The sequence below is a fragment of the Luteimonas sp. A501 genome (genome assembly GCF_054052085.1).
Genome location: NZ_JBSVRI010000001.1, coordinates 419,605 through 431,507 on the forward strand (window position 1 = coordinate 419,605; position 11,903 = coordinate 431,507).

General features: G+C 71.5%; 9 protein-coding genes and 1 pseudogene. 6 read left to right on the forward strand and 4 right to left on the reverse strand.

Annotated features, from left to right (window positions below; genetic code table 11):
• The first annotated feature begins 30 nt into the window (after nucleotides 1–30).
• The 3 genes from metX to ACW7G5_RS01860 are packed head-to-tail and all read left to right on the forward strand — an operon-like array spanning nucleotide 31 to nucleotide 3,427.
• Nucleotides 31–1,086: a homoserine O-succinyltransferase MetX gene (metX, locus tag ACW7G5_RS01850; protein WP_457001316.1), complete on the forward strand. Its 1,056-nt coding sequence runs from the start codon at nucleotides 31–33 to the stop codon at nucleotides 1,084–1,086.
• Nucleotides 1,083–2,315 carry a cystathionine gamma-synthase gene (metB, locus tag ACW7G5_RS01855; protein WP_457001317.1) on the forward strand — a complete coding sequence of 411 codons (1,233 nt, stop codon included), beginning with the start codon at nucleotides 1,083–1,085 and terminating at the stop codon, nucleotides 2,313–2,315. The genes metX and metB overlap by 4 nt, the downstream gene beginning before the upstream one ends.
• Nucleotides 2,312–3,427 (forward strand): homoserine dehydrogenase, encoded by a 1,116-nt coding sequence (locus ACW7G5_RS01860; RefSeq protein WP_457001319.1) that lies wholly within the window; start codon nucleotides 2,312–2,314, stop codon nucleotides 3,425–3,427. The genes metB and ACW7G5_RS01860 overlap by 4 nt, the downstream gene beginning before the upstream one ends.
• On the opposite strand, the gene ACW7G5_RS01865 is transcribed toward ACW7G5_RS01860, so the two are convergent.
• Nucleotides 3,414–4,796 (reverse strand): L-serine ammonia-lyase, encoded by a 1,383-nt coding sequence (locus ACW7G5_RS01865; protein WP_457001320.1) that lies wholly within the window; start codon nucleotides 4,794–4,796, stop codon nucleotides 3,414–3,416. The genes ACW7G5_RS01860 and ACW7G5_RS01865 overlap by 14 nt on opposite strands.
• A 90-nt stretch (nucleotides 4,797–4,886) precedes the next feature.
• Here ACW7G5_RS01865 and ACW7G5_RS01870 point away from each other — a divergent pair, with 90 nt between their 5' ends.
• Entirely contained in the window at nucleotides 4,887–5,114 is a 228-nt protein-coding gene (locus tag ACW7G5_RS01870; protein WP_457001322.1) for a glutaredoxin family protein, read from the forward strand.
• Between the two features lie 16 nt (nucleotides 5,115–5,130).
• On the opposite strand, the pseudogene ACW7G5_RS01875 reads toward ACW7G5_RS01870, so the two are convergent.
• A pseudogene (locus tag ACW7G5_RS01875) lies at nucleotides 5,131–5,679 on the reverse strand (YceI family protein); the annotation flags it as partial.
• Nucleotides 5,680–5,969: 290 nt separating this feature from the next.
• Between ACW7G5_RS01875 and ACW7G5_RS01880 the strand changes: the two are divergent.
• Nucleotides 5,970–9,539 (forward strand): two-component regulator propeller domain-containing protein, encoded by a 3,570-nt coding sequence (locus ACW7G5_RS01880; protein WP_457001324.1) that lies wholly within the window; start codon nucleotides 5,970–5,972, stop codon nucleotides 9,537–9,539.
• Nucleotides 9,539–10,537 (forward strand): hypothetical protein, encoded by a 999-nt coding sequence (locus ACW7G5_RS01885; protein WP_457001326.1) that lies wholly within the window; start codon nucleotides 9,539–9,541, stop codon nucleotides 10,535–10,537. Before ACW7G5_RS01880 ends, ACW7G5_RS01885 begins: the two co-directional genes overlap by 1 nt.
• Here ACW7G5_RS01885 and hemE read toward each other — a convergent pair.
• Nucleotides 10,522–11,595: a uroporphyrinogen decarboxylase gene (hemE, locus tag ACW7G5_RS01890; RefSeq protein WP_457001328.1), complete on the reverse strand. Its 1,074-nt coding sequence runs from the start codon at nucleotides 11,593–11,595 to the stop codon at nucleotides 10,522–10,524. The two genes, ACW7G5_RS01885 and hemE, sit on opposite strands and share 16 nt — an antisense overlap.
• Nucleotides 11,596–11,630: 35 nt before the next feature.
• Complete coding sequence (locus ACW7G5_RS01895) at nucleotides 11,631–11,888, reverse strand: WGR domain-containing protein (protein WP_343275152.1); 258 nt, start codon at nucleotides 11,886–11,888, stop codon at nucleotides 11,631–11,633.
• Between the last annotated feature and the right edge of the window lie 15 nt (nucleotides 11,889–11,903).

The window sequence follows — 11,903 nt, forward strand, 5'->3', positions numbered from 1 at the left end:
CGATGGCCTTGTCCACATACGGATATCGCCATGAGCCTCGAAGACCGCGTCGCCCCTGCCTCCACGCTTCCCGCAGCGTGTCCCATCGCACCCGTACCACGGCCTCTTCCCGCGGCCGGCGGGACAGGCCATGCCGCCCTGCGCGGCGAGATCGACGTGGTGCTGCCGATGCGCCATGCCGGTGCCCGCCGCCTTCGCCTGGCCTGGCAGCTGCTTGGGCCCGAAGGCGCGCCGGTGGTGCTGGTGTCGGGCGGCATCTCGGCTGATCGCCACCTCGCCGCCAGCGCCGCGTTCCCGCAGCGCGGCTGGGCAGAGGCGGTCGTTGGCCGGGGCCGCGCACTTGATCCATCGCGACTGCGCCTGCTCGCCTTCGATCACGTCGGCGCCGACGGCAGCCTCGATGCGGTGATCGACAGCGCCGACCAGGCCGATGCCGCGGCGGTGCTGCTCGATGCGCTCGGCATCGCGCGCCTGCGTGCCTTCGTCGGCTACTCCTACGGCGCCGCCGTCGCACTGCAGTTCGCGGCGCGACACGGCGGGCGCCTGGAGCGGGTGGTCGCGGTCAGCGGTGCGCATCGCGCGCATCCCTGGGCCGCGGCCTGGCGTGCGCTCCAGCGCAAGGCGGTCGCGCTGGGGGGATTGCAGTGTGCGGAAGGGCAGGGCCTCGCGCTGGCCCGGCAGTTCGCGATGCTCGGCTACCGCAGCGGCGATGGTTTCGCGGAGCGCTTCGACGCGCCGGCCGAAGTGGTCAACGGACGCGTCAGGGTGGCATCGGAGGACTATCTGGATGCGGCCGGCGTGCGCTTCGTGGCAAGGACCCCGGCGCTGGCCTGGCAGCGGCTGTCGGAGTCACTCGACCTGCACCGGGTGGCGCCAGCGGACGTGAGGGTGCCGGCCACCGTGGTGGCGGTCGAGGGTGATCCGCTGGTGCCGCTGTCCGACGCGGTGGCGCTGGTGGAGGAGCTGGGGGGGCCGGCCAGCCTTCGCGTAGTGCGTTCGCCCCACGGCCACGACGCGTTCCTGAAGGACGATGGCCGCATCGACGCGATCCTGCAGCGGGCGCTGGCCGCGGAGGTGTCGGCATGAGCCGGCACGACCACGGCCCGGGCCACGAACACGACCCGGGCCACGGCGATGCGACCCGTGCCGTGCGCGCGGGCATCGACCGCGACCAGGCCTTTGGCGCGGTGGTGCCGCCGCTGGTGCTGTCGTCGAACTTCAGCTTCGAAGGCATCGGCGGCAAGCGCGAGTACGACTACACGCGCAGTGGCAATCCGACCCGCGACCTGCTCGGGGCGGCGCTGGCCGACCTCGAGGGCGGCGCCGGCGGCGTGGTGACCTCCAGCGGCATGGCGGCGATCACCCTGCTGCTGCACGCACTGCTCGAACCCGGCGACCGGCTGGTCGTGCCGCACGATGCGTATGGCGGCAGCTGGCGGCTGTTCGAGGCGCTGGCGGGCAAGGGCCACTTCGAGCTGCTCACCGCCGACCTGACCGATCCACGTGCGCTGGCCGACGCATTGGCGACGCGGCCGAAGCTCGTGCTGGTCGAGACGCCGTCCAATCCGTTGCTGCGCGTGACCGACCTGCGCTTCGTGATCGAGACCGCGCACCGCGCCGGCGCCCTGGTGGCGGTGGACAACACCTTCCTGTCGCCGGCGCTGCAGCAGCCGATCGCCTTTGGCGCCGACGCCGTGCTGCATTCGACCACCAAGTACATCAACGGCCACAGCGACGTCGTCGGTGGCGCAGTGGTGGCGGCGACCCCGGAGCTGCATGAGCGCTTCACCTGGTGGGCAAACGCGCTCGGCATCACCGGGGCACCCTTCGACAGCTTCCTCACCCTGCGCGGCCTGCGCACTCTGGACGCACGCATGCGCGTCCACCAGGAGAACGCGGAGGCGGTCGCGCGCCGGCTCGATGCGCATCCGGCGGTGGCGCGGGTCTATTGGCCAGGCCTTGAATCGCATCCCGGCCACGCCGTCGCGGCGCGCCAGCAGAAAGGCTTTGGCGCGATGCTGAGCGTGGATCTGCATGGCGGCGAGGCGGCGGCGCGTGCATTCGTCGACGGGCTGCAGTGCGTCACGCTTGCCGAGTCGCTGGGCGGCGTTGAAAGCCTGGTCGCGCATGCGGCCACGATGACCCATGCGGCGATGACACCTGCGGCCCGCGAGCGTGCCGGCATCGGCGCCGGCTTGCTGCGCCTGTCGGTGGGCATCGAGTCGCTGGCCGACCTGCTCTGCGACCTTGATGCCGCACTCGCGCGCGTCGATGCGGTCCTTGGCGCGATCGCGCGCCGACGGGTGGATGCATGAACGCAGCGGCCATCCATCCACCGCCGGCACGCCCGGATGGGCGATCCGCGGGTGCCGCGCGCCCCTCGCCACGGCTGGCGCTGCTGGGCACGGGCACGGTAGGCAGCGCCTTCGTCGCACGCTGCGAACGCCTGCGTGGCGAAGGCGTGGATGTTCCCGCGTTTGCCTGGCTGTCCAACTCGCGTGCAGTGAGCGAAACCGGGGATCGGCCGCTGCAGGCGCTGGCCGAGATCGCCGCGGCGCCGGTGCGCCACGGCGCCTGGGCTCCATGGGTGGAGCGCGAAGGCCTGCGCCGCGGCGACGTCGTGGTTGACGCCACGGCGAGCGACCGCGTGGCCGGCTGGCACGGCGAATGGCTGGCACGCGGCGTCCACGTGGTGACCGCCAACAAACTCGGCAAGGGTTCGGAGCTGGCGCGGGCGGAAGCCATCGCCGTCGCGCAGGCCGAGGGCGGTGCGCACTATGGCGACAGCGCCACGGTGGGTGCAGGCCTGCCGCTGCTGCGCTCGATCGCGGACCTGGTGGCCGGTGGCGACCGCATCCACGCCGTGGAGGGCGTGCTTTCGGGTTCACTGGCCTGGCTGTTCGGACGCTACGACGGCTCCCGGCCATTTTCGACGCTGGTGCGCGAAGCGCGCGAACAGGGCTATGCCGAGCCGGACCCTCGCGTTGACCTGTCCGGCGAGGACGTGCGCCGCAAACTGCTGATACTGGCGCGCGCGGCCGGGCTGCCGCTGGAGCTGCGGCAGGTGCGGGTGGAGTCGTTGCTTGACGGTGCGCTGGCCGCGGCCGGCCCCGACGAGGTGGAGGCGCTGCTGCCAGTGCTCGATGCAAGCCTGCGCAGGCGCCTCCTGCAGGCCCGGGGCAGCGGCGCGCGGCTTTGCTTCGTGGGTCGATTCGACGCCGGCGGCGCGGAGGTGGGCCTGCGCGCGCTGCCCGCGTCGCATCCACTCTGTGCGGGCGCAGGCACCGACAACCTGGTGGCGATCAGCAGCTGTCGTTATGCCACGCAGCCACTGGTGATCCGCGGCCCTGGGGCGGGTGCCGAAGTGACGGCTGCGGCGCTGCTGGATGACGTGCTGAGGACTGTGCGGTCGCTCAGCACTCGATGACGTTCACCGCCAGCCCGCCGCGGCTGGTTTCCTTGTACTTGTCCTGCATGTCGCGGCCGGTGTCGCGCATGGTCTTGATGACTTCGTCCAGCGTCACCTTGTGCTTGCCGTCGCCGCGCATGGCCATGCGCGAAGCGTTGATCGCCTTCACCGAGCCCATCGCATTGCGCTCGATGCAGGGGATCTGCACCAGGCCGCCGATCGGGTCGCAGGTCAGGCCCAGGTTGTGCTCCATGCCGATCTCGGCCGCGTTCTCGATCTGGCTGGGAGTGCCGCCGAGCGCAGCGGTCAGGCCCGCCGCGGCCATCGAGCATGCGACGCCGACCTCGCCCTGGCAGCCGACCTCGGCGCCGGAGATCGATGCGTTTTCCTTGTAGAGGATGCCAACCGCGGCCGCGGTAAGTAGGTAGTCGAACACGCCCTGCTCGCTGGCGCCGGGGCAGAAGCGCTCGTAGTAACGCATCACCGCGGGCAGGATGCCGGCGGCGCCGTTGGTTGGTGCGGTCACCACGCGGCCGCCGGCGGCGTTCTCTTCGTTCACCGCCAGCGCGTACAGGTTGACCCAGTCGAGCACGGTCAGCGGATCGCGTATCCCGGCCTCGGGGCGTTCGGAGAGCTCGGCGTACAGCGCCGGCGCGCGGCGCGACACGCGCAGGCCGCCGGGCAGGGTGCCGCCGTTGGCGATGCCGCGCTGGATGCACGACTGCATGGCATCGTGGATTTCGCGCAGGCCGGCGCGCACTTCATCCTCGCTGCGCCAGGAGGTTTCATTGGCCATCATCAACTGGGCGATGCTGAGCCCGTGTTCCGCCGCCTGGGCCAGCAGCTGGTCGCCGCTGCTGAAGGGGTAGGGCACCGGCGTGGTATCGGCGACGATGCGGTCTTCGGCGGCCTCGTCCTGGTTGACCACGAAGCCGCCGCCGACCGAGTAATAGTCGCGGGTGGCGATCACTTCCTCGCTGGCGTCGTAGGCGGTGAAGCGCATGCCATTGGTGTGGTGGGGCAGCTTCTGGCGCTTGTTCATCACCAGGTCGCGCTTCTCGTTGAAGGCCACCGGGTGGCGGCCCAGCAGATGGACCTGCTTTTTACCGCGGATGCGTTCGAGCGCGGCGGGGATGATGTCGGGGTCGATGGTGTTCGGGTGCTGGCCTTCCAGGCCCATCAGCACGGCCTTGTCGGTGCCGTGGCCGCGGCCGGTCAGCGCCAGCGAGCCGAAGACCTCGGCGCGGATGCGGGCAACGTCCTGCAGGCGACCGGGTTCATCCAGCCAGTGCTCGACGAAGCGCGCGGCGGCACGCATCGGGCCGACGGTATGCGAGGAGCTCGGCCCGATGCCGATCTTGTAGAGGTCGAACGTGCTGACGGCCATGGCGTCCCGGAAGGGCTGGGGTATTGCCTATGATAGCCGTCGCCGCGTACGGGCCCGTGCGTCGGCGTACCCGAAGCGAGGCCTTGCCGCATGCCCCTGATCCTGTTCCAGCGCGACGACTGCCATCTCTGCGACCTGGCCCTGGAGGTGCTGGCCGCGGCGCGGGTGCCGGCGTTCGAGAGCGTGTTCATCGACGGCGACGAAGCGTTGGAGGCCGATTACGGCGACCGGGTGCCGGTGCTGCGCGACGATGGCGACGGGCGCGAGCTGGCCTGGCCGTTCGATCCGGCGAAGCTGGGGGATTTCCTGCGCCGCTGAGGCGCGGTGTACTTCAGCGAGTGGCTTCGAGTTCTATCCGCACTTCGACCGCATCGCCGATCATCGAATCCCATGCGGTGCTGCCGAAGTCCGCGCGGCTCAGCGTGGCGGTGGCGGAGAACCCGACGGTGTGGCGGAACGGCGGCAGCGGGTGGCGGCGCTCGGCGTTGCGGACGGCATCAAGCACCACCCCGCGGGTGACGCCGCGCAGCGTGAGCCCACCGTGGATGCGGGCGCGCCCGGCGTCCAGCGGTTCGATGCGCGTGGAGTGGAAGGCCGCGATCGGGTGCCGCCCGGTGTCGAGCAGCCCGCGCGCGGCGACCGCGCGGTTCCACGCGGCATCGCCGAAATCCAGCTGCGCGAGCGGGATCCCGACCTCCACGTGCGCGCCTTCCCAGGATCCAGGCACCAGGTGCAGCGTGCCCGTGGCTCCCGACACCGTGCCGATGGCCTTCGAGAATCCGGCGTGGTCGACCGCGATCGCGATCCTCGTGTGCACCGGGTCCAGCGTGTAGGCATGGGCATCGGGATGCAGCGCCGGGGCCGGGTTCGGAGGGGTCGGCACGGAACCGGTCGCGGGGTCGACTGCCGGCGACGCGCCGGCCACCGCTGCATCGCGCGATGGTGCTTGCGCACATGCGCCGGCCAGCGCGCAGAGCGCAGCCAGTGCCGCAGGTCGCAGGCCAGGTCGCCGGTGGATGGCAGGCATGGCGTCCCCAGGGTGTGGCCGCATGGACCGGTGGCCCGATTCTAGGCAGCTCCGGCGCGCGGCGAAACTTGCGCCGGCGCGCGGGCATTGCGAGGATGCCCCGGGGGTCGATCGGTGCCCGGCGCACCGTGGACATGGGGAGTTCAATGCGGGGTTGGGCAAGGGGCTGGTGGCTGTGCCTGCTGTCGCTGCTTGCGGGTGCGGCCGGCGCCAGCGTGCCGCAGCTGCCGCAGCCGCGGCAGGTCAGCGTGATCGACGGGCTGCCGTCCAACCGCGTCAACGCCATCGCCGAAGACCGGCAGGGCTATCTCTGGATCGCGACCCGCGACGGCCTGGCGCGCTACGACGGCGTCGGCTTCCGCATCTGGCGCGTTGGCGACGGGCTGCGCGACAACTTCGTGTGGTCGGTGCACGTCGACACCCGGGACAGGGTCTGGATCGGCACGGCGTCGTCCGGCCTGGCCATGCTCGACGTCGACCGCGAACACTTCACCTGGTACGACCGTGAAACGCAGCCGGAGATGGCGAGCAACGATATCTGGTCGATCAACGGCACGCCCGATGGCGACATCTGGTTCGGCAGTTCGGGGGGCGGCCTGCACCGGCTGTCCGCGGACGGCGCGCTGCGGCGCTATCAGCGCGATCCCGACGACGGCTCCAGCCTGCCCTCCGATGGCGTCTCGCACCTGGTCGTGGACCGCAGCGACGGCACCCTGTGGGTCGGCACCAAGGGTGGCGTCGCGCGCTGGAACGGAAGCGGCTTCGACAGGCTGCCAGCGGAGATGCTTGGCACGCAGATGGTCGACGGGATGGCCATCGACGACGCCGGCAGCCTGTGGATGGGCATCCACGGCGGCGGCATGGTCCGCCACGCCGACGGCCGCCTGGAACCCCTGCCGTGGACCGACCCGATGCTCGGCGAGGTGGCGCTCAACATGCTCATCCAGGACTCGCGGGGCGCGCGCTGGCTGGATACGCGCAGCGGGCTGGCCTGGGTCCACGAGGGACATGTCCGGAACGTGCCGCTGTATAGCACCACCAGCCGCGGCCTGGTGCGTCCGGCCTGGTCGAGCGCATACGAGGATCGCGAAGGCGGGCTGTGGTTCGCCAGCTCCGACTCGGGCCTGTGGCACCTGCCGGCCAACTGGCGGAACTTCACCGTGCTGCAGCGGCGCCTGGGCGATCCGTCATCGCCGGCCAACGCCTTCGTCTACAGCGCCGCGCCTGCGTCGCCGAACGCGGGCAACGGGCTGTGGCTGGTCGGCAGCGGTGGCACGCTCGACCACCTGTCGCCTGACACCGGCGTGATCGAACACCGGCTGGCGGCGGCCTGCGGCGCGCTGTTCATCACCGGGGTGACCGAGGCCACCGATGGCGGCGTCTGGCTCGGTTGCCAGGACCAGCTGGTGCACCTCGACCCGGACACCGGGAACGTGCGCCGCTGGCATGCCGACGGCAGCGCGGATGCGGCTCCGCCGGGGCGCATCGCCCAGTTCGTCGAACAGCGCGACGGCAGCCTGTGGCTGGCGAGCCACCAGAGCATCCAGGTGCGCGACGCGGATGGAACGGTGCTGGACACCCTCCATCGCGGCGACGGCCGCGGGCTGGCCGCGTCGACCGTGGTCGAGCACATGGTGCGCGCGCCGGACGGCGGGGTGTGGCTGGCCACCACCGATGGCCTGCTCGCCTGGAACGACGGCACGGCCCGGTTCGAGCGCGTGCGCGGCGCACCGGAGGCGGCGCTCTACAGCATCGCCTTCGATGGCCAGGGCGTGGCATGGCTGGCCGGCTATGGCGAGCTCGGTGCCTATGCCTGGGACGGCGACGCACTGGCCCCGATGCGCACATTCGGTGCCGCCGAGGGCCTGCCGATGGTCGCCCCGGGCGGTGTGGTGGTGGACGATGCCGGCGTGGTCTGGCTGACCACGGTACGCGGCCTGGTGCGCATCGATCCGGAGAGCGGCCGCCTTCGTGTCTATGGCGTGCACGACGGATTGCCCAGCCACGAATTCAGCGAATACCCCGTGGTGGTCTCGGCCCAGGGCTATGTCGCCGCCGGCACCGCGGATGGACTGCTGCTGTTCCAGCCCGGCCTGGTGCAGTGGAGCCAGCGCACGCCGACGCTTGCGATCGAATCGGTGGACCTGAGGCGCGGCGACGAACGCATCGTCATGCCGCCGCACGACGAGATCCCGCTGCGCCACGACGACCGCGACCTGCGGGTGGTCGCGCGGCTGCTGTCGTTCACCGATGCCCATGCCCACCGCTACCGCTTCCGCCTCGATGGCTACGATCCCGGCTGGGTCGAGACCGGTGCCAGCGGGGAGCGGATCTTCGCGCGGCTGGCGCCGGGCACCTACCGGCTCAGCGTCCAGGCGCGCACCGCGGACCAGCAGTGGACTCCCGTGCAGGGCCTGCAGCTGCGCGTGCAGCCGCCATGGTGGCAGGCCGCCTGGGCGGTGGTGGCGTTCGCGACCCTGGGCGCGCTGCTGGTGCTGTGGATCGTGCATGCCTACCGGTATCGCCTGAAGCGGCGGCACGCCTGGCAGCTCAACAAGCAGAAGCGCGAGCTCGCCGAGCACGCGTCGCAGGCCAAGACGCGCTTCCTGGCCACGCTGGGCCACGAGGTGCGCACGCCGATGACCGGCGTGCTGGGCATGAGCGAATTGCTGCTGGGAACGTCCCTGGACACGCACCAGCGCAGCTATGCCGATGCCATCCGCCGCGCCGGCGAGCACCTCATGCGACTGGTCAACGATGCCCTGGACCTTGCGCGGATCGAATCCGGGAAGCTGGAGCTCGTGGTTCAGCCCTTCGATCTCGTGACCCTGCTGGAGGAGGTCGGCGGCCTGGTCGAGCCGATGGCACGGCAGCGCGGGCTGCGCTTCCGCTGCCACGTCGATGCGGGCACGCCGCGCTGGCTGCTCGGCGATCCCGGGCGCGTGCGCCAGATCCTGCTCAACCTGCTCGGCAACGCGGTGAAGTTCACCGAAGCCGGGAGCGTCTCGCTGCAGGCCGCGCCGATCGCCTCCGGTGGCGTGCGCCTGGTGGTGTCGGACACCGGCCCCGGACTCAACGAGGAGCAGCAGGTGCACCTGTTCCGCCGCTTCGAGCAGGCCGAAGGCGCGCGCACCGCCGCGCGCTATGGCGGCAGTGGCCTGGGCCTGGCGATCTGCCAGGAGCTGGCGGTGGCGATGAAGGGGCGGATCGAACTCGACAGCACGCCGGGCCAGGGCACGGACTTCACCGTGGACCTGCCGCTGCCGGCTGCGTCGCCGCCGGCTGCGTCGCCGCCGGCGGCACCGGCCGCCGATGCCGCATCGCCCGCGCCGAGGGGCGCGCAGGCGCCGCTGTCGCTGCTCCTGGTCGAGGACGACCCCACGGTCGCGCGCGTGATCGCCGGGCTCCTGCGTGCGCAAGGGCACGAGGTCGTGCAGGTGCCGCACGGGCTGGCGGCACTCGGCGAGGTGGCGGGCACATCATTCGACATGGCGCTGCTGGACCTCGACCTGCCCGGGATCACCGGCCTGGCGCTGGCCAGCCAGCTGCGGGCGCGCGGGTTCGTCGCGCCGCTGCTGGCGGTCACCGCGCGCGCCGACGCCGAGGCCGAACCGCTGGCGCGCGAGGCCGGCTTCGACGGCTTCCTGCGCAAGCCGGTGACCGGCGCGATGCTGGCCGGCGCGATCGAACGCTTGCGGAACCGGGAGGGGGACTGATGGCGATATGGCAGGGGAAGCGCGGGCTGGCATGCGCCGCGATGTTGTTGGCCGTGTGCGCCTCGCATGCGGTGCTGGCCGCGACCGGAGAGGCGCAGGACGATGCCCCGGAGCCGTTCCTGGGTGGCTTCCTGAAGGAAACGCGTGTCGTCTATCCACTCGAAGTCGATGGCTGGCGCGCGCGGGACGAGAAGCTGTACGACGCAGCCGAGCTTGGCGCTTCGGTTCGCTACCAGTCCGGTGAGCGCCTGGACCGCTGGATCGACATCTATTTCTACCCGGTCGGCGTCGTGCAGCCGTCCCACCTCGACCAGGCCGCGCTGCGCACGCTGCAGGAAATCAGCACGGCCTCCGGCTACCGGGAGGTGGAGGCCGGAGCGTTGCGCAGCTTCGACGTGGAACTTGAGCGTGATGGTGAATCGACCGGCATCCCGGCGCGTTCTGCCGACATGCGGCTCATGCGCGACGAGGGCGCCTACCATTCGGCGATGGTGCTGCTGGTCGACCGCATGTACTACGTGAAGGGCCGCTACAGCGTTGCCGCGGCGGCCATGGCGCGCGATGAAGTGCGCTCCATGCTGGAGGTATTCGTCGCCGCGATGCTGCGCGACACGTACATCGGCAGCACCGGCAGCTGCGGGTCGCCGCTGGTCATCGAGGCGCTGCCCGCGGACGCCCCGGTGCCCACGGATGCGGGCCTCTCGATCACCTCGGACGGCGGCAACGGGGCCTGGGTGGTGGACGGCCGCGTGCTGGCGCGGGATCCGGCGAGTGATGAGGCGCAGGTGCTGGCCGTGCTCGCGATGAGCATGGACGGCCGTCCGTACCCTGGCTGCGTCGACGCCGAGCCGCACAACCCCGAGGTGCCCGAGGGGCACCGCGAGATCCGCTTCGAATACCGCGCGCCGACCGATACGCGCAGGCACGACGGCCGCATCCTGGCCCCCTCGCGCGCCGGCATCGGTCGAGCCGGCGCGCCCGGTCAGCGCCGGCTGTAGGCGTGCACCTCGTCCACCAGCACGCGCACGTGCTCCGGATCCATGCCCGGCGACATGCCGTGGCCGAGGTTGAACACGTGGCCCTCGCGCGAGCCGCCGTTGCCGTCGCGGTAGCTGTCGAGTGCGCGCCGCACTTCGCGGCGGATGGCGTCCGGCGTCCCGTACAGCGTGGTCGGGTCGAGGTTGCCCTGCAGCGCGACCTTGCCGCCGGTGGCGCGCGCGGCGTCGCCCAGTTCGATCAGCCAGTCGACGCCGAGGCCTTCGGCGCCCGAGTCGGCCAGTTCGCCAAGGTAGGCGGCATTGCCCTTGCCGAACACGATCAGCGGCGTGCGGTCCGCGCCTTCGCCACGCTCCAGCTCGCGCGCGATCCGGGTGAGGTAGGGCAGCGAGAACTCGCGGTACATCGCCGGCGACAGCACGCCGCCCCAGGTGTCGAACACCTGCAGCGCCTGGGCGCCGGCCGCGCGCTGCGCGGCGAGGTAGGCGATCACCGCCCGGGTGTTGACCTCGAGCAGCGCGTGCAGCGCCTTCGGGTCGGTGTGCGCCATGGCCTTGATGCGGGCGAAATCCTTGCTCCCGCCGCCTTCGACCATGTAGCAGGCGAGCGTCCACGGGCTGCCGGAAAAGCCGATCAGCGGCACGCGGCCGTCGAGCTCGCGGCGGATCACGCGCACAGCGTCCATCACGTAGCCGAGTTCGCCCTCCATGTCCGGCACGCCGAGCTTCGCGATCGAGGCGGCGTCGCGCAGCGGGCGCTCGAACTTCGGGCCTTCGCCGTCGACGAAGTACAGGCCCAGGCCCATCGCGTCGGGGATGGTGAGGATGTCGGAGAACAGGATCGCGGCGTCGAGTTCGAAACGCTCCAGCGGCTGCAGGGTGACCTCGCAGGCCAGCTCCGGGTTCTTGGCCATGGCCAGGAAGCTGCCGGCCTTCGCCCGGCTGGCACGGTATTCGGGCAGGTAGCGGCCGGCCTGGCGCATCAGCCAGACGGGGGTGTGGTCCACGGGCTCGCGGCGCAGTGCGCGAAGGAAACGGTCGTTCTTGAGTGCTTGGGTCACGTCGGGATCCTGTAGTGCCGGCGCGCGGGGCTGCTCTAGGGCCGGGGAACGTCGGCGCCCTGCGCGAACGTCACCTGGAACCCGCGCTTGAGCTGCTGGTCGCGCGCCTGTTCCAGCGCGTGTGTCGCGCTGGCCTGGTCGAGGAACTGCTCGCGGCGCACCGTGCTGCGGCCGCCGATCTGCCCGCTTTCGCGCACCAGCATCCAGCCACCCAGGAGGTCGGGCTGGAGCATGAGCTGCACGAAACGCGGGGCCTCGGGGCCGCCGGGTCGCTGTTGGAGGAGCAGGCGCATCCGGGGATTGTAGCC

Coding starts and splice junctions, on each gene's coding strand:
- ACW7G5_RS01885 (WP_457001326.1), top strand. CDS start 9,539: ATGGCGATATGGCAGGGGAAGCGCGGGCTGGCATGCGCCGCGATGTTG.
- ACW7G5_RS01895 (WP_343275152.1), bottom strand. CDS start 11,888: ATGCGCCTGCTCCTCCAACAGCGACCCGGCGGCCCCGAGGCCCCGCGT.
- ACW7G5_RS01880 (WP_457001324.1), top strand. CDS start 5,970: ATGCGGGGTTGGGCAAGGGGCTGGTGGCTGTGCCTGCTGTCGCTGCTT.
- metB (WP_457001317.1), top strand. CDS start 1,083: ATGAGCCGGCACGACCACGGCCCGGGCCACGAACACGACCCGGGCCAC.
- ACW7G5_RS01860 (WP_457001319.1), top strand. CDS start 2,312: ATGAACGCAGCGGCCATCCATCCACCGCCGGCACGCCCGGATGGGCGA.
- ACW7G5_RS01870 (WP_457001322.1), top strand. CDS start 4,887: ATGCCCCTGATCCTGTTCCAGCGCGACGACTGCCATCTCTGCGACCTG.
- ACW7G5_RS01865 (WP_457001320.1), bottom strand. CDS start 4,796: ATGGCCGTCAGCACGTTCGACCTCTACAAGATCGGCATCGGGCCGAGC.
- metX (WP_457001316.1), top strand. CDS start 31: ATGAGCCTCGAAGACCGCGTCGCCCCTGCCTCCACGCTTCCCGCAGCG.